The organism is Pseudoduganella sp. GW821-FHT05F09, assembly GCF_059419605.1.
The window spans coordinates 399,070-419,625 of record NZ_JBWKSD010000001.1 but is presented as its reverse complement, the minus strand read 5'-3'; the positions used below and the strand labels follow the sequence as shown (position 1 = coordinate 419,625).

Annotated in this window: 13 protein-coding genes; 5 read left to right on the top strand and 8 right to left on the bottom strand. The window is 66.3% G+C overall.

Features of this window, described 5'->3' with window-relative positions; translation table 11 throughout:
• Window positions 1-98: 98 nt before the first annotated feature.
• The gene (locus AC07S4_RS01690; RefSeq protein WP_494984949.1) at window positions 99-1,472 is read left to right on the top strand and encodes an MFS transporter; all 1,374 of its coding nucleotides are present in this window, start codon (window positions 99-101) and stop codon (window positions 1,470-1,472) included.
• Window positions 1,473-1,494: 22 nt separating this feature from the next.
• On the opposite strand, the gene paoC is transcribed toward AC07S4_RS01690, so the two are convergent.
• The 4 genes from paoC to AC07S4_RS01670 form a co-directional block, all read right to left on the bottom strand.
• Window positions 1,495-3,705: an aldehyde oxidoreductase molybdenum-binding subunit PaoC gene (paoC, locus tag AC07S4_RS01685; protein WP_494984948.1), complete on the bottom strand. Its 2,211-nt coding sequence runs from the start codon at window positions 3,703-3,705 to the stop codon at window positions 1,495-1,497.
• Between the two features lie 4 nt (window positions 3,706-3,709).
• Window positions 3,710-4,663, bottom strand: coding sequence for an FAD binding domain-containing protein (locus tag AC07S4_RS01680; RefSeq protein ID WP_494984947.1), 954 nt, complete (start codon window positions 4,661-4,663; stop codon window positions 3,710-3,712).
• Complete coding sequence (paoA, locus tag AC07S4_RS01675; RefSeq protein ID WP_494984946.1) at window positions 4,660-5,319, bottom strand: aldehyde dehydrogenase iron-sulfur subunit PaoA; 660 nt, start codon at window positions 5,317-5,319, stop codon at window positions 4,660-4,662. The genes AC07S4_RS01680 and paoA overlap by 4 nt, the downstream gene beginning before the upstream one ends.
• A 144-nt stretch (window positions 5,320-5,463) precedes the next feature.
• On the bottom strand, window positions 5,464-5,925 hold the full coding sequence (locus AC07S4_RS01670; RefSeq protein ID WP_494984945.1) for a GyrI-like domain-containing protein: 462 nt from the start codon (window positions 5,923-5,925) through the stop codon (window positions 5,464-5,466).
• Between the two features lie 173 nt (window positions 5,926-6,098).
• On the opposite strand from AC07S4_RS01670, the gene AC07S4_RS01665 reads away from it, so the two are divergent.
• Window positions 6,099-6,827: a hypothetical protein gene (locus AC07S4_RS01665; protein WP_494984944.1), complete on the top strand. Its 729-nt coding sequence runs from the start codon at window positions 6,099-6,101 to the stop codon at window positions 6,825-6,827.
• 12 nt (window positions 6,828-6,839) lie between these two features.
• Here AC07S4_RS01665 and AC07S4_RS01660 read toward each other — a convergent pair whose 3' ends face one another.
• The 4 genes from AC07S4_RS01660 to AC07S4_RS01645 all read right to left on the bottom strand — a co-directional run bounded on the left by AC07S4_RS01660 (window position 6,840) and on the right by AC07S4_RS01645 (window position 11,593).
• The gene (locus AC07S4_RS01660; protein WP_494984943.1) at window positions 6,840-7,397 is read right to left on the bottom strand and encodes a dihydrofolate reductase family protein; all 558 of its coding nucleotides are present in this window, start codon (window positions 7,395-7,397) and stop codon (window positions 6,840-6,842) included.
• Window positions 7,398-7,415: 18 nt separating this feature from the next.
• Window positions 7,416-7,814 carry a VOC family protein gene (locus AC07S4_RS01655; protein ID WP_494984942.1) on the bottom strand — a complete coding sequence of 133 codons (399 nt, stop codon included), beginning with the start codon at window positions 7,812-7,814 and terminating at the stop codon, window positions 7,416-7,418.
• 124 nt (window positions 7,815-7,938) lie between these two features.
• On the bottom strand, window positions 7,939-8,478 hold the full coding sequence (locus AC07S4_RS01650; RefSeq protein ID WP_494984941.1) for a GNAT family N-acetyltransferase: 540 nt from the start codon (window positions 8,476-8,478) through the stop codon (window positions 7,939-7,941).
• Between the two features lie 7 nt (window positions 8,479-8,485).
• Window positions 8,486-11,593 (bottom strand): CHASE domain-containing protein, encoded by a 3,108-nt coding sequence (locus AC07S4_RS01645; RefSeq protein ID WP_494984940.1) that lies wholly within the window; start codon window positions 11,591-11,593, stop codon window positions 8,486-8,488.
• Window positions 11,594-11,763: 170 nt separating this feature from the next.
• Here AC07S4_RS01645 and AC07S4_RS01640 point away from each other — a divergent pair, with 170 nt between their 5' ends.
• From AC07S4_RS01640 to AC07S4_RS01630, 3 genes are all read left to right on the top strand, one after another.
• Complete coding sequence (locus AC07S4_RS01640; RefSeq protein ID WP_494984939.1) at window positions 11,764-13,389, top strand: CehA/McbA family metallohydrolase; 1,626 nt, start codon at window positions 11,764-11,766, stop codon at window positions 13,387-13,389.
• Between the two features lie 63 nt (window positions 13,390-13,452).
• Entirely contained in the window at window positions 13,453-15,477 is a 2,025-nt protein-coding gene (locus AC07S4_RS01635) for a prolyl oligopeptidase family serine peptidase (RefSeq protein WP_494984938.1), read from the top strand.
• Between the two features lie 193 nt (window positions 15,478-15,670).
• Window positions 15,671-20,548 (top strand): HAMP domain-containing protein, encoded by a 4,878-nt coding sequence (locus AC07S4_RS01630; RefSeq protein ID WP_494984937.1) that lies wholly within the window; start codon window positions 15,671-15,673, stop codon window positions 20,546-20,548.
• The last annotated feature ends 8 nt before the right edge of the window (window positions 20,549-20,556 follow it).

Here is a 20,556-nt window from a genome sequence, read left to right as displayed (position 1 = left end):
CAATAATGCGCCAGAGCCGCCGCACGGTTTCGCAAATTGGTTGTACGATGTCTGATGTCTGGGATATCATGGCTCCACGCTTTCGCCTGGAGACTCGCATGACACTGCAACACGCCGCGCCCGCCAGGGCCACCAAAGTCCGCTGGATGATACTGGCCATCCTGTTCCTCGTTACCACCATCAACTACGCCGACCGCGCCACCATCGCGATCGCCGGACCCGAGCTGAAAAAGCTGCTGGGGCTGACGCCGGTGCAGATGGGCTTCGTGTTCTCGGCCTTCGCCTGGTCCTACGTGCTGGCGCAGCTGCCCGGCGGCTGGCTGCTCGACCGTTTCGGCTCCAAGGTCACCTATTTCTTCAGCATCTTCCTGTGGTCGGCCTTCACCATGATGATGGGCGGCGTGGGCTTCTTCACCGGGGCCGCCGCCGTCGCCGTGCTGTTCTCGCTGCGCCTGCTGATCGGCGTGGCCGAAGCGCCCTCCTTCCCCGGCAACAGCCGGCTGGCGTCGGCCTGGTTCCCGACCAGCGAGCGCGGCACCGCCGCCGCCATCTTCAACTCGGCGCAGTATTTCGCCACCGTGCTGTTTGCGCCGCTGATGGGCTGGCTGGTGCACTCGCTGGGCTGGCAAAGCGTGTTCTACGTCATGGGCGGGCTGGGCATCCTGGTGTCGCTGCTGTGGCTGAAGACCGTCTACGGCCCCAAGGACCATCCGCGCATCAACGCGGCCGAGCTGGAATACATCAAGGCCGGCGGCGCGCTGGTGGACCTGGAAAGCAAGGACAGGGCCGCCGCCACGCAGAAACTGGACACCTGGTCCTGCATCCGCCAGCTGCTGGCCAACCGCATGCTGCTGGGCGTTTACATCGGCCAGTACTGCATCAACACGCTGACCTACTTCTTCCTGACCTGGTTCCCGGTCTACCTCGTCACCGAACGCCACATGACCATCCTGAAAGCCGGCTTCGTGGCCGCGCTGCCGGCCGTGGCGGGCTTCCTCGGCGGCGTGCTGGGGGGCGTGATCTCGGACCGCATGATCAAGTCCGGCCGCTCGCTGTCGGTGGCGCGCAAGACGCCCATCGTGGGCGGCATGCTGCTGGCCATGTCCATGATCGTCTGCAATTACGTGGAAGCCGACTGGGTGGTGGTGATGGTCATGTCGCTGGCCTTCTTCGGCAAGGGCATAGGCGCGCTGGGCTGGGCCGTGGTGGCCGACACCTCGCCCAAGGAAGCGGGCGGCATGAGCGGCGCGCTGTTCAACACCTTCGGCAACACCGCCGGCATCACCACGCCCATTGTGATCGGCTACATCCTGCAGGCCACCGGCTCGTTCGCCGGCGCGCTGGTGTTCGTGGGCGCCAACGCGGCGGTCGCCATCCTGTGCTATGTGCTGATGGTGGGCGAAATCAAGCGCTTCGAATTCAAAACCCCGGTCATGCGCGACATCGATCCGGCCACGCCGCTGGCCGCATAGCCAGCGCGCAGCCGGGGCCGCGCTAAGCGTAAGGCGGCATCCCGGCCAGCAGCTTGTCCAGGGTGACGGGGTAATCGCGCACCCGCACCCCGGTGGCGTTGTAGATGGCGTTGGCCACCGCCGCCGCCACGCCGCAAATCCCCAGCTCGCCCACGCCCTTGGCCTTCATCGGCGAGGAAACCGGGTCGGTCTCGTCGAGGAAGATCACCTCCTGGTGCGGAATGTCGGCATGCACCGGCACCTCGTAGCCGGCCAGGTCGTGGTTGACGAAAAAGCCGCCGCGCTTGTCCACCACCAGATGCTCCATCAGGGCCGCGCCCACGCCCATGGTCATGGCGCCTATCACCTGGCTGCGCGCCGACTTGGGATTGAGGATGCGCCCCGCCGCACACACGGCCAGCATGCGCCGCACGCGCGTCTCGCCCGTGGCCGCGTCCACGCCCACCTCCACAAAATGCGCGCCGAAGGTCGATTGCTGGAATTCCTTGTCCAGTTTGCCGAACTCGATGCTGTCTTCGGCCGTGATCTCGCCCGCCTCGGCCAGGCTGGCCAGCCTTGTGCTGCTGCCGCCCGCGCTCACCTGCCCGTCCGCGAACACCGTCTGCTCGGGCGGATAGCCCAGCTTGCGCGCGATGTCCTCGCGCAGCTTCACGCAGGCGGCATACACGCCCGAAGTGGAACTGTTGCCGCCCCATTGCCCGCCGGAGCCTGCGGACACGGGAAAGTCCGAATCGCCCAGCCGCACCGCCACGCTGGCCAGCGGCACGCCCAGCATTTCGGCGGCGGTCTGCGCGATGATGGTGTAGCTGCCGGTGCCGATGTCGGTCATATCGGTTTCCACCGTCACGCTGCCGTCGCGCTCCAGCCTCACGCGCGCGGCGGACTTCATCACCAGGTTGTTGCGGAACGCCGCCGCCACGCCCATGCCCACCAGCCAGCGCCCGTCGCGCACACTGGCCGGCTGCGGATTGCGCGCGTTCCAGCCGAAACGCTCCGCGCCGCCGCGCAGGCAGTCGATCAGCCGCCGCTGCGAGAACGGCCGGCCCGGCTTTTCCGGGTCCACCTTGGTGTCGTTCAGGATGCGGAAGCGCACCGGGTCCATTTGCAGCTTCTCCGCCATCTCGTCCATGGCGATCTCCAGCGCCATCAGGCCGGGCGCCTCGCCGGGCGCGCGCATGGCGTTCCCCTCGGGCAGGTCCAGCACGGCCAATCGGGTCTTCGTCATGCGGTCCGCGCCCGCGTACAGCAAGCGGGTTTGCTGCACCGCCGTCTCCGGTTTGCCGCCCGGCAGATCGCCCGACCAGGATTCATGGCCGATGGCGCTGATCTTGCCGTCGCGCGCGGCGCCGATGCGGATGCGCTGTATCGTCGCGGGACGGTGGGTGGTGTTGTTCATCATGAGCGGACGCGCCAGCGCCACCTTGACCGGCCGCCGCACCGCGCGCGCGCCCAGCGCCGCCAGGAGCGCCTCCGCGCGGACGAACAGCTTACCGCCGAAGCCGCCGCCTATGTAAGGCGACACGATACGCACCTTGTCCTTGGCGATGCCCAGCGTCTTGGCCATGTCGCCGCGCCCCCAGTCCACCATCTGGTTGGAGGTCCACACGGTGAGGTGGTCGCCCTTCCAGACCGCGATCGACGCATGCGGCTCCATCATGGCGTGCGACTGGTCAGGCGTGGTGTACTGCGCGTCCAGCTTGACCGGGGCGGCCGCGTAGCCTGCATCAAAATTGCCGGCCTTCGAATCCGGCGGCGCATCCCCCTGCTCAGGCTTGGGCGCCTTGGCTTTGTCTTTCACGAGCGCCAGGTCATAAGCGCCCCTCTGGCGGACGTATTTCACCTTGATCAGCTGCGCGGCGGCGCGGGCCTGCTCGAAGGTCTCGGCCACCACCAGCGCGATGGCCTGGTGGTAGTGGTCGATCTCCGGCCCGCCCAGCAGCTTGGCGGTGTTGAACTTGCCCTTGCCCAGCTTGCCCGCGCTGGCGGCGGTGACGACGGCCAGCACGCCGGGCGCGCGCCGCGCCACGCTCACGTCCATGGCCGCGATGCGGCCCTTGGCGATGCCCGCGCCCAGCACATGGCCGTAGGCGGCGTCCGGCGCGGCGGCGTGCTGCTCGTAGGCGTAGGGCGCGGCGCCGCAGGTCTTGAACGGGCCGTCGATGCGGTCGGTGGCGCGGCCGACCACCCTGAGCTGGTCGATGGGATTGGTGGTGGCGGGAGTGGTGAATTTCATCGCATCAGCCTTTCTTCGCTTCATCCAGCACGGACGCCAGGGTGCGCTGCACCAGCAGGATCTTGAACGCGTTGTCCGGCGTGGTGCGGGCGCCGGCCAGCAGTTGCGCGGCCACCGGCGCCGCGCCGCGCGCCAGTTGCTGTTCGGCGGCTTCGATGCGCCACGGCTTGTGCGCCACCCCGCCCAGCGCCACGCGCCCGCTGCCGTCCGGCTGGACGATGGCGGCCACGGACACCAGCGCGAAGGCATACGAAGACCGGTCGCGCACCTTGCGGTAGACATGCTTGCCGCCCACCGGCTTGGGCAGGGTGACGGCGGTAATCAGCTCGCCGGGTTCCAGCGCCGTTTCCAGGTGCGGCGTATTGCCCGGCAGCCGGTGCAGCGACACGATGGGTATGGTGCGCGCGGCGCCGTCCGGCTTCACCGTCTCCACTTCCGCGTCCAGCAGGCGCATGGCCACCGCCATGTCGCTGGGATGGGTGGCGATGCAGGCCTCGCTGCCGCCCACCACCGCATGCTGGCGGCTGTAGCCGCCTATGGCCGAGCAGCCGCTGCCGGGCTGGCGCTTGTTGCAGGGCTGGTTGGTGTCGTAGAAATAGGCGCAGCGCGTGCGCTGGAGCAGATTGCCGGCCGTGGTGGCGCGGTTGCGCAGCTGCATGGAGGCGCCGGCCAGCAGCGCGCGCGACAGCACCGCGTAGTCCTGCCGCACGCGCTGGTCCGAGGCCAGGTCGGTGTTGCGCACCAGCGCGCCGATGCGCAGGCCGCCTTGCGGCGTGGGCTCGATCTTGTCCAGCGCCAGGCCGTTCACGTCGATCAGATGCTGCGGCGTTTCGATCTCCAGCTTCATCAGGTCCAGCAGATTGGTGCCGCCGGCGATGAAGCGGCTGCCCGGCGCGCGGAAGGCGGCCGCCGCCGCCTCGGCCGGGGACTGCGCGCGCTGATAGGTGAATGCCCTCATGCCGCTCTCCCCGCCGCGCCGCCCACTTCGGTGATCGCGTCCACTATGTTCGAATAGGCGCCGCAGCGGCAGATATTGCCGCTCATGCGCTCGCGGATTTCCTCGGCGCTCAGCAGCGGCCTGGCGGCCAGGTCCTGCGTCACGTGGCTGGGCTTGCCCTGGCGGATTTCGTCCAGCACCGCCACGGCCGAACAGATCTGGCCGGGGGTGCAGTAGCCGCACTGGTAGCCGTCGTGCCTGATGAAAGCGGCCTGCATGGGGTGCAGCTTGTCCGGCGTGCCCAGGCCTTCGATGGTGGTAATCTGCGCGCCCTCGTGCATCACCGCCAGGGTCAGGCAGGAATTGATGCGGCGGCCGTCCAGCAGCACCGTGCAGGCGCCGCATTGGCCGTGGTCGCAGCCTTTCTTGGTGCCGGTCAGGCGCAGGTGTTCGCGCAAGGCGTCCAGCAGCGTGGTGCGCGCGTCCAGGCTGAGCTCCTGGCGGACGCCGTTCACGGTGAACGCGCAGCGCACCGGCGGCAGGCCGGGGGACTGTCCGCCGTCCTGTGCATGGGCTTGCGCCAGCGCCACCGGCGGCATGGCCGCCGCCGTGGCGGACAGCGCGCCCGCGATCAGCAAGTCGCGGCGGGAAATTTTGGTGCCAGGCAAGTCTTCCATGGTGCGCTTCCTCCGGGCTGGTGAGCGAACCATTCTAGGACAACTGCCGCAGACCTCTTGCACTGTTGCCTGCCGGATTTTGTATGGCTGGCGCAGCCAGGCTGGCCTGGCCGCAGCTTGCGGCTTGCGGCCTGCGGCTTGCGGCTACTCCAGCGGCTGTGTCAGCTGCGTGCGCCACTCCGGCGGCGGCGCGCCGGTTTCGGGACCAAGCACATAGGTTTCCACCAGATCCGCCTTGGCGCGGTGGCCGGCGTCGGCAATCTGATTGATGAACGTGCCCCAGGCCTCGCCCAGACCCTCATAAGCGCCCTGATAAACAGTCTGCGCCGCGCGCATGGCCGGGATGGTACCCGCCTTGACGCGGCCGCGCTCCTTCACTGCGGCAGCCACCGGCACGCAGATGTCGAAATCAAAGCTGTCGGTCGGGCGCCGCGAGTGGTGCGTGAACAAAGGACCGGCCGGCGCCACGCCCTGCTCCTGCAGCGCCGCGAACAGCTCCTGTATCCCGGGCCCCATCACCGTCTGGATCTCCGTGGCGGGCACAGTGATATGGATGCAGGCAACAGCCTGCGCCGGCAAATCAACGATCTTGAACGTTTCAATCATGATGCAGCCTCCGGTGGATGGGTAGGCTTGCCATCATAGCAAAATCGCAGCTGAAATCTCTCACTTCCGCACGGCAACATTACTGATAAACTAAGCCGTATCCATCTTCCAGGTGCCAGTTAATGAGATTAAACCGCGTCATTCACGCCATCGTCTGTGGTACTGCAATGCTGATGAGCGCAGCCACCCACGCACAAACGCCGCCGCGCAGTTATGCGGTGTTGTCTCTTGCAGGAAATACACTCGCGCTGCACGCCAACCGGCATCAGGTTGGCAGCCGGACCGATCATGCACCTGCGCAAGTGCTGACCCTGGAGGATCAAATCTTCGACGAGGCAGCCATTATCGCGGCACGCGCGGCCATCCTCAGCACCGAGCCCCGCGCCAAACTGAGTCTGATGATGACACAGGATAAGGGCCTGTACGGGGCGCAGAACGACATGTTCGAGCGGCCCGACGCACACACGGAGGACAGGGACTACCTGAAGAGTTTGCTAAAAACACAGGGCGCCACCCATTTGGTCCTGATCAGCAAATTCCGCAGCATTGCCCAGTTCCAGCTTTACAATAGCTCCGAGGGTACGGGCGTCCTGGAAGGCATGGGATTCTATGTGGACGACATGATCAATCTGCGCCGGATGGACACGCAGGATGGAGCGCGCGGCATGCTGGTGCCCTTCGCATATGTGCGCGTCCGCCTGCTGGACGCGGCGACGCTGGCAGTGGTGCACGAGGCTACCGCGAAGCAGTCCGTCGTCATGACGCAGCCATCGCTCGAATCTACCGGCATGCAACTGTTTCAGGCGCAGACCAGCGCGGACAAGGTACAACACATGCGTCACTTGCTTACCTTGGCCATGGCCGACATGATCCCGCGCGTACTGCCTCCCTCACGGGAATGATCCGTGTCCGGGTCAGCGCGCGCGCCGGTAATGCATGGCGACCGCGCCGTTGCCAAGCGGCTGCGCCGAGATCAGTTCGAGCCGCCGCGTGCCGGGCAGGCCGCTCTGGTACAGGGTCGGGCCGTGGCCGGCGATCCTGGGGTGAACCAGGAATTTGTACTCGTCGATCAGTTCCAGGCGGTCCAGCTCGGCCGCCAGCTTGCCGCTGCCGAGGAGTACGCCGTTCGGGCTTGCGTCCTTGAGCTTCTGTATGCCCGCGCGCAAGTCGCCGGCGACGTGGTGGGTGTTGGTCCAACTGAAGTCGGTTCGCGTTGACGACACCACGTACTTCGGCTTGACCTCCAGCTTGGCCGCCCATACCCGCATCGCCGCCGGCGCCTCCACGTCGCCTCGGGCGACCGCCGGCCAGTAGTTTTCCATCATCTCGTAGGTGGTGCGGCCCCAGAGCATCGCCCCGCCCTCGTCCATGAGGCGGGTGAAGAAGGCGTGCGTTTCGTCGTCGGCGATGCCTTCCTGGTGGTCGATGCAGCCATCCAGGGTGACGTTGATACTGAAGGTCAAGAGTCCCATCACGTCCTCCGTTCGAGATCAGGCCTCTGGCGCCGTCCAGACCAGGTTCCACAGGTGGCCATCGATATCCTCGAACCCCTGGTCATACATGAAGCCGTGGTCCTCCGGCGGGTGCGGCGTGCGGCCGCCGGCAGCGACGGCCTTGGCGATGATGCTATCGACTTCTTCCCGGCTCTCGCAGCTCAGGCAGATGACGACTTCATTGGCCTCCTTCGCCTGCGCCACGGGCTTGCCGATCAGCGACTGGAAAAAGGGCTCGGTGGTCAGCATGGCCTGGATGGTGTCGCCGGCAATATTCATGAAGGCCGCGTTTTCGCCGCTGAACCGGTCACTGAAAGTAAAGCCGAGCGCGGAAAAGAAGGCTTTGGACTTGTCCAGGTTCTTCACTGGCAAGTTGAGGATGATCTGCTTGTTCATGGCGTTTCCTTGGTTGAGGTGGAATGGGCAATCCGTCGTGCTTCATCCCAACGACGGACGGCGGCGCACAAAATCGACACGCTTTCGAAAATATTTTCCCCCGCCGCATTGCACATGCCCTGCATCATCGGGAGACCAGTGAAAACACATGGGCGGACATAGGCTTGCCAAACAGGTACAGGCGATTGCGCGCCACGCCCTCCCGGACGGCCCCGGCTTTCACCGCCACGCCTTCACTGGCAATATTGCCGACCGCGACGACGATTTCCACGCGATGCAGTTCCAGCACGTCGAATGCCCGCGCTGAAAGCGCTTGCACGCAGCGAAGCGCAATCCCCTCGCGCTGGTTTGACTGGCGCACCCAGTAGCCCAGGTTGCAGAATTTGTGGTCCTGCCTGATTTCATTGAGGCCCGCCCCGCCAAGCAGCCGGCCAGTGGCTTGGCAGAAAATGCCGTACTCGAACGCCACGCCGGCGGCTTGTTTGGCGCGGCAGTCGGCAAACCATTCCAGCGCCTGGGGAGCGCTGTAATCGCTTGAGCACCAGGGCATCCACCGCCCCACCGTATCGACGGATTCGCTCGCGGCGCAGGCGAATTCCCCGGCGTCCGAATCTGCAAAAGGCCGGAGAGTCAGGCCGGCGAAATCAATATTGCTGGCTTCCACTTTTCTCCTAGCCCGCCGCGTGGGCGCTCAGTTCCTGGGCGATATGGCCCTGCAGCACGTCCAGCAGCGGCTGCATCTGGGCCACGATGTGCAGGGCCTGGGCCGGCGCGGCGTCCGCCGGCAGGTGCTCCAGGGCCAGGCACAGCTCGGCAAAGCTCATGGCGCCGACCGCGCGGGCGGAGGATTTGATGCGGTGGCCCAGCTCGGCCAGGCGCGCCATGTCCTCGTCGGCCATGGCCTGGTTCACTTCCACCATGCCGTCGCGCGCGGCGTCCAGGAACATCAGCGCGTATTTGCGCATCTTGTCGTGCTTGTTGCCGAAGGTCTGCGCCAGCGCGCTGATGTCGAACAGCTCGCCGCCGGGCTGCGGTGCCGGCGGGGCGGCTGCGGCTGCAGCGGCATGGTCCGCCCCCCCGTCCGCCGGGCTCTCCGGCAGCGGCGTCTCGATACCGGCGGCGGCGGACACGGCCGGACGGCTGTCCTTGCGCGGCGGCCGCGTGCCCTCGCCCGCGCGCTGCACCATCCAGCGCGACAGCACCATGAACAGCAGATTCGGCGCGATCGGCTTGGTGATGAACTCGTCCATGCCGGCGGCGATGCAGCGGGCCTGGTCGTCGCGCCCGGCGTTGGCGGTCATGGCGATCACCAGCGTGCCGGCCAGCTTGGGATGCGAACGGATCAGGCGCGTGGCTTCGTAGCCGTCCATCACCGGCATCTGCACGTCCATCAGCACGCAGTCGAAATGCTCCTTGAGCAGCAGGTCGATGGCCTCCTTGCCGTTGTTGGCGATGCACACCGTGGCGCCCGCGTCCTCCAGAAGCTCCTGCCCCACTTGCTGGCTGAAAATATTGTCCTCCACCAGCAGGATGTTGGCGCCCTGGATGGTGGCCATCACGTCCGCCTGCAGCGTTTCGCTGTGGCGCTGCTCCAGGAAGTTGGTGCCCTTGGCCAGCCGCGCGGTGAACCAGAAGGTGCTGCCATGGCCGCGCACGCTGTCCACGCCCACGGTGCCGCCCATCAGCTCGGCCAGCTGCTTGCTGATCACCAGCCCCAGCCCCGTGCCGCCGTATTTGCGCGTGGTGGACGTGTCGGCCTGGTGGAAGGACTGGAACAGCTTGCCGATCTGCTCCGGGCTCATGCCTATGCCCTGGTCCTGCACCTCGAAGCGCACCAAGGTGTGGGTGTCGCGGTCCTCCACCGGCCGCGCGCGGATGTAGATCTTGCCGTTTTCCGAGAACTTGATGGCGTTGCTGGTGAAGTTGAGCAGCACCTGTTCCAGCCGCAGCGGGTCGCCGCGCAACTGGTGCTCCAGGCCCGGCCAGATCTCGAACACCAGCTCCAGCTCCTTGCGCGCGGCGCTCTCGCCCAGCTGGCTGGACACATTGGCCAGCAAGGTCTCCAGCGCGAAGTCCAGCACTTCCAGCTCCAGCTTGCCGGCCTCGATCTTGGAAAAGTCCAGGATGTCGTTGATGATGCCCAGCAGGTGCTGGCCGGAATGGTAGATCTTCTGCAGGTAGTCGCGCTGCTTGGGATGGGTGACCGATTTCAGCGCCAGGTGGGCCATGCCGATAATGCTGTTCATCGGCGTGCGGATCTCGTGGCTCATATTCGACAGGAAGTCGCTCTTGGCCTGGTTGGCCGCCTGCGCCTGCTCCTTCAGGTTGTGCAGTTCGGTGATGTCGGTGGCCAGGCCGATCACGGCCGCCACGTCGCCGTCGATATGCACCGGCGCCTTCACGGTCCACAGGTGCTGCACGGCGCCGTCGCGCCCTACATAGCGCTCCTCGCCGGCGCGCTTGATGCCGTCCAGGAAGACCTGGCGTTCCTCGTTCCAGGCCGCGTCCGCCTGCGCCGGCGGCATCAGTTCGCGGTCGCTCTTGCCGATGATGTCCTCCACCGGCATGCCCATGGCCTCGGCGGTCTTGGCGTTGACGTAGATGTAGCGGCGCTGCTGGTCTTTCATGAAGACGCGGGCGTCCACGTTGTTGAGCACGCTGTCCAGCAGCAGGCGCTGCTCCACCGCGCTGCGGCGCGAGAAGTACAGCGTCAGCAGGTAGCCGTAGATCAGCATGGTGACGATGAAGCCGGTGGCCAGCGCGATCCACGGGAAATAGGCGTCCAGCCCGGTGTGCATGTCGGCGCGCTTGACGCGGAACAGCGCCTTCCACAGCGTGCCGTTGAAGTCGATCGGCAGCACCGCTTCCATATACTCGTCGGGATTGGCCGGGGCGGCCGGGGCCGCTTCGATGGAGCCGTTGTCGTTGTACAGCAGGCGGTCGGTTTTCTCGATGGCGAGGCGGCGCTTTTCCACGTCGACGGAGCTGTCGGCGTACAGCAGCATGTGCACCTCGCGGATCGCCATTTCGTCGATCGCGCCCTGCACCAGCTTGGACACCGAGAAGCCGATGCCGACCGAGCCGATGTAGGCGGCGCGGCGGCTCTCCACGTCGTGTATCGGCATGCCGCGCTTGTACACCGGCAGGCGCATGCCCAGGCCGATGTGCGGCACCGGCTTTTTCACCACCACCGGCTGGCCGGAAGCGCTGATCTGGCCGGTGTCGCGCGACAGCTCCATGGCGCGCGCAATGGCCGGATTGACGCCGATATCGACGCCAAAGCGCTCCATCACCATCTCCATCGGCTCCAGGTAGAGCAGCACGGTGTACTGGTCGCGCCGGCCGGGCGGCTTGATGTCGAACCTGGGATAGCCGCCCGCATGCAGGCTGCGGTCGTTGCGCACGCCGGCCACAAAGGCGTCGCGGTCCGCGTCGCGCACCGGCACGGCGTAGTTGAGCGCTTCGATGGCCGGGAAGTGCTGCGGCAGGTTCAGCGTGGACACATATTCGTGGAACTGCTGGCGGCTGAGCGAGTCGCTGGTCTGGAACAGGGCCACCAGGCCGCGCACCACGTCCGAGTACGATTTCACGCGCGCGGAAATGCTGTACTGCGTGCTGCGCGCCAGGTTGTCGAAGCGCTGGCGGTCGTCGTCCTCCACCGCGCGCGCCGCGTTCGAATACAGCACCATGCCAACCGACAATGCCAGCGACAGGCCTATGCCCCAGAGCACAGTCCTTATATTAATCAGGCTTTTGAGGAGGGCGCCCAGTTTACGCATTCACGGCCACTTCATTCCAGTTGTTTTGCATTAAAGCAGCATACTATCAAACAGCATTTCCCAACCAGCGTTAACTGGCCATACCCCCAGCCTAGCAAAACGCAAGCGATAAAGAAAAGTGAACGATTTTTCAAGCTCCCGCTCTAACCCTGTTGAGCAGGAGGGAAATCATGTTCATTCGTTCACGCCCCGCCATCATGCTAGCCGCCGCCAGCCTGGCCTGGAGCGGCGCCATGGCCGCAGAGCGGGAACATCGGGAATTCGAGGCCGAGCTGCTGGCGCCGGGCCGCCTGGCCAGCGGGCAAGGCCTGATCGGCATGCATTTTTCGCTGCCGGGCGCGGCCGCGCGGCGGGTGGCCTGGCAGTTGGAGCTGCGCAATTCCCGAGGGGAAACCGTGCGGCGCTGGCGTGGTGCGGCTACCACGCGGGACGGCGCGGCGGATGCCACCGTGGTTTGCTGCGGCCTGCCCGGCGGCGTCTACCAGCTGCGCATGCGCGCCGAAACCGGCGCCGGAAAATCGCGCGAAGTCATCCGGCAACTGTGGGATATTGCCATCGGCACGCCGGCCCCGCTGGCGCTGGCGCAGTCCAGTCCGCTGCCCACCGCGCGCACGCCGCGCCGCGCCGAAGCCGCGCCGGCTGCGGGTGCCCTGCCCTACACGGTCTACTACGGCAATCTGCACAGCCAGACCAGCCACAGCGACGGCGGCGGCGCACTCGACCATTGCAGCGGCGCGCAGGAGCCGCAAAGCGCCCCCTTCGGCCCGGAAGACGCCTACGACTACGCCCGCCGCCACGGCCTGGACTTCCTCATGGCGTCCGAGCACAACCACATGTACGACGGCTCCGACGGCGGCAATCCGTCCGCCGAACCGGAGCAGGCCAAGGGGCTGTACCGCAGCGGCCTTGCTGCGGCGGCCGCCTACACGGCCGCACATCCGGACTTCCTGGCCATGTACGGCATGGAATGGGGCGTAATCAACGGCGGCGGCCACCTGAACATCCTGAACAGTCCCGAGCTGCTGGGCTGGGAACGCAACGCCGGCGGCGAACTGCTGGCCGACACCGCCACCGCCAAGGGCAACTACGGCGCGCTCTACACCCTGATGCGCGAGCGCGGCTGGCTGGGCCAGTTCAACCATCCGAAAGAAAACCAGTTCCGCGCCGCCGGCAAGGCCTTGGGCTACACCGGGGACGGCGACGCCGCCATGGCGCTGTGCGAGGTCATGAACAGCAACGCCTTCTCCGTCAATACGGATGAAAGCGAGAGCCGCCGCAGCAACTTCGAGCCAGCCTGCCAGCGGCTGCTGGAAGCGGGCTACCACGTGGCCTTCGCCAGCAACCAGGACAACCACTGCGCCAACTGGGGCATGTCCTACACCAACCGCACGGCGGTGCTGCTGCCGGAAAATACCGCGCTGTCCTCCGGCGCCTTTCTGGACGCCATCCGCGCCCGGCGCGTCTTCGCCACCATGGACAAGCAGGCCCAGATCGTCCTCACCGCCAACGGCCACCTGATGGGCGAGCGCTTCAGCAACAGCGGTCCGCTGACGCTGGACGTGCGCCACGCCAGCGCCACCGGCAGGCAGGTGGCCGCGCTGGCCATCATCTCCGGCGTGCCCGGCAAGCGCGGCTCCACCACCCAGCTGCCGCTCGCCGGCGCAGCCTCCGGCGGCAGCCTCACCCTCACTCCGGAACCCGGCGAGCACTACTACTACGCCCGCATCACCCAGGACGACGGCACCCTGCTCTGGTCCGCCCCCGTCTGGGTCAGCCAGCAGCCCGCTCCGCCCTAAGCCAGCCGTCCCCAGGCATGCCACAATAGGCGGACCAACCCACTTGCCGCCTGGAGAGACCGCATGCCCGCTGAACTGAATATTGATCCCCACCTCTGGCTGGAAGACGTGGCCGGCGAGGCGCCGCTGGAATGGGTGCGGCGCCAGAATGCCGTGGCCGAGGCGGAGCTGGAAGGCACGCCGCACTACGCGCAGCTGCATGCGCGCATCAAAACCATCCTCAACTCCCAGGACCGTATTCCCTACGTCAGCCTGCACGAAGGCCATTACTACAATTTCTGGCGCGACGCGGTCCACGTGCGCGGCATCTGGCGCCGCACCACGCCGGAACAGTTCCTGCTGCCCGAACCTGCCTGGGACACCGTGCTCGACATCGACGCGCTGGCCGCCGCCGAGGATGAAAACTGGGTCTGGGCCGGCGCCAGCTTTCTGCACCGCAGCGCGCGCTGCCTGCTGTCGCTGTCGCGTGGCGGCGGCGACGCCTGCGTGCTGCGCGAATTCGACGTGGCCACGCGCAGCTTCATCGGCGGCGGCTTCACCCTGCCCGAAGCCAAGTCCCGCGCCGCCTGGATAGACCACGACACGCTGTTCATCGCCACCGACTTCGGCCCCGGCTCCATGACCAGCTCCGGCTATCCGCGCATCGTCAAGGAATGGCGGCGCGGCACGCCGCTGGAGCAGGCCTCCACCGTATTCGAAGGCGCGCCGGACGACCTGGCCGTGGGCGCGGCCAAGGACTTCACGCCCGGCCACGAATTCCAGCTAATCTGGCGCTCCATGAGCTTCTACACCAACGAGCTCTACCTGCGCGACGGCGCCACGCTGACCAGGGTGGACAAGCCGGACGACGCCACCGCCTACACCGTGCGCGACCAGCTCATCATCGAACTGCGCTCCGCATGGACGGTGGAAGGCGTGCGCTACCCGCAAGGCGCGCTGCTGGCCAGCGATTTCCGCGCCCACCTGCGCGGCGAGCGCGCCTTCGCCGTGCTGTTCACGCCCACGGCCACCAGTTCGCTGGACGGCGTGAGCGCCACCCGCTCGGCCCTGCTGCTCAACGAGCTGGACAATGTAAAGAACCGCATCACCGAGCTGCGCCACGTGGACGGCGCCTGGCAGCGCCGCACCGTGGACGCGCCCGCCTTCGGCACGCTGGACGCCAGCGCCCTGGACAGCATAGACAGCGACGACTACTTCCTCACCGTTACCGATTTCCTGACCCCGACCACGCTCTACCTGGCCCGCGCCGGCAGCGACGAGCGCGTGCGGCTGAAATCCCTGCCCGCCTTCTTCGACGCCGCCCCCTTCCGCGTGCAGCAGCTGCACGCAGCCTCGGCCGACGGCACCGCCGTGCCCTACTTTGTGGTTTCCGGCCCCGGCCCCGCGCCCGGCGCCGAGCGGCCGGCGCTGCTGTACGGCTACGGCGGCTTTGAAGTCTCGCTGAAACCGTTCTACAGCGCCGTCACCGGCTCCGCCTGGCTGGAGCAAGGCGGCATCTATGTGCTGGCCAACATCCGTGGCGGCGGCGAATTCGGTCCGCGCTGGCACCAGGCCGCGCTGAAGGAACGCCGCCAGCGCGCCTTCGACGACTTTATCGCCGTAGCGGAAGACCTGGCCGCGCGCGGCCTGAGCAGCCCGCGCCGCCTCGGCATCATGGGCGGCAGCAACGGCGGCCTGCTGGTGGGCGCGGTCATGGCGCAGCGGCCCGAACTGTTCGGCGCCGTGGTCTGCCAGGTGCCGCTGCTGGACATGCGGCGCTACCACCAACTGCTGGCCGGCGCCTCCTGGATGGGCGAGTACGGCGACCCGGACGACCCGGCGCAGTGGGCTTACATCGCGCCGTACTCTCCCTACCAGAACGTCCACGCCGCCCGGCGCTACCCGCGCATGCTGCTCACCACGTCCACCCGCGACGACCGCGTCCACCCCGGCCACGCGCGCAAGATGGCGGCGCTGATGCAGGACCAGGGCCACGACGTGCTGTACTGGGAAAACACCGAAGGCGGCCACGCCGGCGCCGCCAACAGCGAGCAGCAGGCGCAGATGTGGGCGCTGACCTACGCCTTCCTGCTCAAGCAGCTGGGCTGAACCGCTCAGCCCGCACAATCGTGCGCGCCGGAAACTTAAAAAGTTCTAAATTAGAAATTAGTTTCCAGCGGCGACGTTGCCATAATGGCAATGTCGCCAAGTTTTCGTTTTAAGCAACATTTGCTTGACTCCGGTAGTCAGCGGAGTATCTTTTACGTCCATCGTCCGCCACCTTTGCCTAGGATTTACCCCGATGAACAACATGACCGAAATTGCCGAAGATCTCGACAACAAGCTGCTGTTGCAGATCCTGATGGCGCTGAAGAAAGGCGACTTCTCGGTGCGCATGCCGTCCGACTGGACCGGCATGCCCGGCAAGATCGCCGACACCCTGAACGAGATCATCGAGACCAAGGAAAAAATGGTCAGAGTGGTCACCGACGTGAGCCGCGTCGTGGGCCGCGAGGGCCGCTTGACGCAGCGCGCCTCGGTGCCCAACGTGGCCGGCGGCTGGCAGACCATCATCAGCTCGGTCAACACCCTGATCGACGACCTGGTGCGGCCGACCACGGAAATGGCGCGCGTCATCGGCGCCGTGGCGAAGGGCGACCTGTCGCAAACCATGGCGCTGGAAGTGGACGGCCACCCGCTCAAGGGCCAATACCTGCGCGCGGCCACCACCGCCAACACCATGGTGGAGCAGCTGTCCTCCTTCTCCTCCGAAGTCACGCGCGTGGCGCGCGAAGTGGGCACGGAGGGCAAGCTGGGCGGCCAGGCGCAGGTGAAAGGCGTGGCCGGCACCTGGAAGGACTTGACCGACTCGGTGAACTCCATGGCGGGTAATCTGACGTCGCAGGTGCGCAACATCGCCGAAGTGACCACGGCCGTGGCCAACGGCGACTTGTCCAAAAAGATCACGGTGGACGTGCGCGGCGAGATCCTGCAGCTGAAGGACACCATCAATGTGATGGTGGACCAGCTGCGCTCCTTCGCCTCCGAAGTGACGCGCGTGGCGCGCGAGGTGGGCACCGAGGGCAAGCTGGGCGGCCAGGCCTATGTCCCCGGGGTGGGCGGCACGTGGAAGGACTTGACCGACAACGTGAACTTCATGGCCTCCAACCTGACGGGCCAGGTGCGCAACATCGCGGCGGTGACCACCGCCGTGGCCAACGGCGACTTGTCCAAGAAGATCACGGTGGACGTGAAGGGCGAAATCCTTGAACTGAAAAACACCATCAACGTGATGGTGGACCAGCTGTCCTCCTTCGCCTCCGAGGTGACGCGGGTGGCGCGCGAGGTGGGCACCGAGGGCAAGCTGGGCGGCCAGGCGCAGGTGAAAGGCGTGGCCGGCACGTGGAAGGACTTGACCGACTCGGTGAACTCCATGGCCGGCAACCTGACCGGCCAGGTGCGCAACATCGCCGACGTGACCACCGCCGTGGCCAACGGCGACTTGTCCAAGAAAATCACGGTGGACGTGAAGGGCGAGATTCTCGAGCTGAAAAACACCATCAACGTGATGGTGGACCAATTGAACTCCTTCGCCTCCGAAGTGACGCGGGTGGCGCGCGAGGTGGGCACCGAGGGCAAGCTGGGCGGCCAGGCCAACGTGCCCGGCGTGGCAGGCACGTGGAAGGACTTGACCGACGGCGTGAACTCCATGGCGGGCAACCTGACCGGCCAGGTGCGCAACATCGCGGAGGTGACCACCGCAGTGGCCAACGGCGACCTGTCCAAAAAGATCACGGTGGACGTGAAGGGCGAAATCCTTGAACTGAAAAACACCATCAACGTGATGGTGGACCAATTGTCCTCGTTCGCGTCGGAAGTGACGCGGGTGGCGCGCGAAGTGGGCACCGAGGGCAAGCTGGGCGGCCAGGCCTATGTGCCCGGCGTGGGCGGCACGTGGAAGGACTTGACCGACAACGTGAACTTCATGGCCTCCAACCTGACGGGCCAGGTGCGCAACATCGCGGCGGTGACCACCGCCGTGGCGCGCGGCGACTTGTCCAAGAAGATCACGGTGGACGTGAAGGGCGAGATCCTGGAGCTGAAAGACACCATCAACGTGATGGTGGACCAATTGTCGTCCTTCGCATCGGAAGTGACGCGGGTGGCGCGCGAAGTGGGCACGGAGGGCAAGCTGGGCGGCCAGGCCAATGTGTCCGGCGTGGCTGGCACGTGGAAAGACTTGACCGAGAACGTGAACCAGCTGGCCGCCAACCTGACCAACCAGGTGCGCGCGATTGCCGAGGTGGCAACCGCCGTGACGCGCGGCGACTTGTCCCGTTCCATCCAGGTGGAGGCGCGCGGCGAGGTGTCCTACCTGAAGGACAACATCAACGAGATGATACGCAACCTGAAGGAAACCACGCAGAAGAACGCGCAGCAGGACTGGCTGAAAACCAATCTGGCGCGCTTCACCCGATTGCTGCAAGGCCAGCGCGACCTGCAGGCCGTGACCAAGCTGATCCTGTCCGAGCTGGCGCCGCTGGTGTCCGCCCACCACGGCGTGTTCTACATGATGGACTCGCTCGACACAGACGCCCGCCTGCGCATGATCGCCAGCTACGGCTACCGTTCCAGCCGCAAGCTGCCCACCTCCTTCCTGCCGGGCGAAGGCCTGGTGGGCCAGTGCGCGCTTGAAAAAGTCCGCATCTGGCTGACCGACGTGCCGCGCGACTACATCGTGGTCAGCTCCGGCCTGGGCGCCGCGCCGCCGACCAATATCGTGGTGCTGCCCATCCTGTTCGAGCAGCAAGTGAAGGCGGTGATTGAAATCGCTTCGCTGGACCGCTTCACCGAGACCCACCTGTCCTTCCTGGACCAGCTGATGGAATCGATCGGCGTGGTGCTCAACACCATCGAGGCCAACAGCCGCACCGAGTCGCTGCTGACGCAGTCGCAGTCGCTGGCGCAGGAACTGCAGCAGACCAACCAGGAGCTGGCGGAAAAAGCCCGCCTGCTGTCCGAGCAGAACATCGAGGTGGAGCGCAAGAACCGCGAGGTGGAGCAGGCCAAGCTTGCCCTGGAGGAGAAAGCCACGCAGCTGGCGCTGTCGTCCAAGTACAAATCCGAGTTCCTGGCCAATATGTCGCACGAGCTGCGCACGCCGCTCAACTCCCTGCTGATCCTGGCGCAGCAGCTGGGCGACAACCCGGAGGGCAACCTGTCCGGCAAGCAGGTGGAGTTCGCCAAAACCATCCACGGCTCCGGCTCCGACCTGCTCACGCTGATCAACGACATTCTCGACCTGTCCAAGATCGAATCCGGCACGGTCACGCTGGACGTGTCCGAATACCGCTTCGCCAACCTGCGCAACTACGTGGACCGCACCTTCCGCCACATGGCCGAAGCCAAGCACCTCGGCTTCTCGGTGGAGCTGTCGGAGAACCTGCCGACCGCCGTCATGACGGACACCACGCGCCTGCAGCAGGTGCTGAAAAACCTGCTCTCGAACGCCTTCAAGTTCACCAACCACGGCCAGGTTTCGCTGGTGATCGGCCTGGTCACCAGCGGCTGGACCAGCGACCACCCCAACTTGCTGCATGCGGACGGCGTGCTGGCCTTCGCCGTCAGCGACACCGGCGTCGGCATCGCCTCCGACAAGCTGCAGCTGATCTTCGAAGCCTTCCAGCAGGCCGACGGCTCCACCGCCCGCAAATACGGCGGCACCGGCCTGGGCCTGTCGATCTCGCGCGAGCTGGCGCGCCTGCTGGGCGGCGAGATCCGCGTCGAATCGGTGGTCGGCAGCGGCTCCACCTTCACGCTGTTCCTGCCCTACAACCGCGCCGGCTTCGTCAACTACGACCTGTCGCGCCAGCCGCCCACCCGGGCGCCGGCGCAGCCGCCGAAAATCATGTACGCGCCGCCGCCGCTGGCGGTTGAAGCGCTGGCCGAGCCGGAACCCGACCTGGCCGTCTACAGCTCCTTCGACGACCGCACCCTGGTGGCGCCGGGCGACCCGTCCGTGCTCATCATCGAGGACGACGAGCGCTTCGCCAAGGTGGTGCTGGACTACGCGCGCGAGAAGAACTTCAAGGGCATCGTCACCCACCAGGGCGACTCGGCCCTGTCGCTGGCGCGCGACTACCTGCCGTCCGCCATCCTGCTGGACCTGGACCTGCCCGACATCGACGGCTTCACCGTACTGGACCGTCTGAAGCGCGACCCGAGCACGCGCCATATCCCGGTGCATGTGATGTCCAGCCTGCGCGAGCGCGAACGCGCGCTGCGCCAGGGCGCCATCTCCTACCTGAACAAGCCGGTCAGCAAGGAGACGCTGACCGAGGAATTCAGCCGCATCCAGAAGTTCCTGCTGGGCGGGAAGCGCAGCCTGCTGGTGGTGGACGACGAGCAGCACCAGCGCGACGCCATCGTCAGCCTGATCGGCGACGCCGACCTGCGCATCGTGGCGGTGGACTCCGGCGAAAAGGCCTTGCAGGCGCTGCGCGACCACCACTTCGACTGCATGGTGCTGGACCTGACGCTGCCCGACATCAGCGGCTTCGACCTGCTCAACATCATCGGCAAGGACGCCACGCTGCGCGACCTGCCCATCGTCATCAACACCGCCAAGGACCTGGACCGCAAGGAAGTGGCGCGGCTCAAGCGCTACGCCAAGACCATCGTCATCAAGGACGCGCGCTCGCCCGAGCGGCTGCTGGACGAGACGGCGCTGTTCCTGCACCGCTCGCAGGCCAGCCTGCCGGAACTGCAGCGCCGCATGCTGGAAGAGATCCACGCCGCCGACAGCGGCCTGGCCGGGCGCAAGGTGCTGATCGTCGATGACGACCTGCGCAACATCTTCGCCCTGTCCTCGCTGCTGGAGCGCCAGCAGATGCAAGTCTCCTTCGCCGAGAACGGGCGCGACGGCATCGAGGTGCTGGAACGCGACCCGACCATCGAGATCGTCCTGATGGACATCATGATGCCGGAGATGGACGGCTACGACACCATGCGCGCCATCCGCCGCATACCGAAGTTCAAGTCGCTGCCCATCATCACGCTGACCGCCAAGGCCATGAAGGGCGACCGCGACAAATGCATCGCCGCCGGCGCCTCCGACTACATCACCAAGCCGGTGGACGTGGCGCAGCTGCTGTCGCTGATGCGCGTCTGGCTGCACTGATGGGGCGC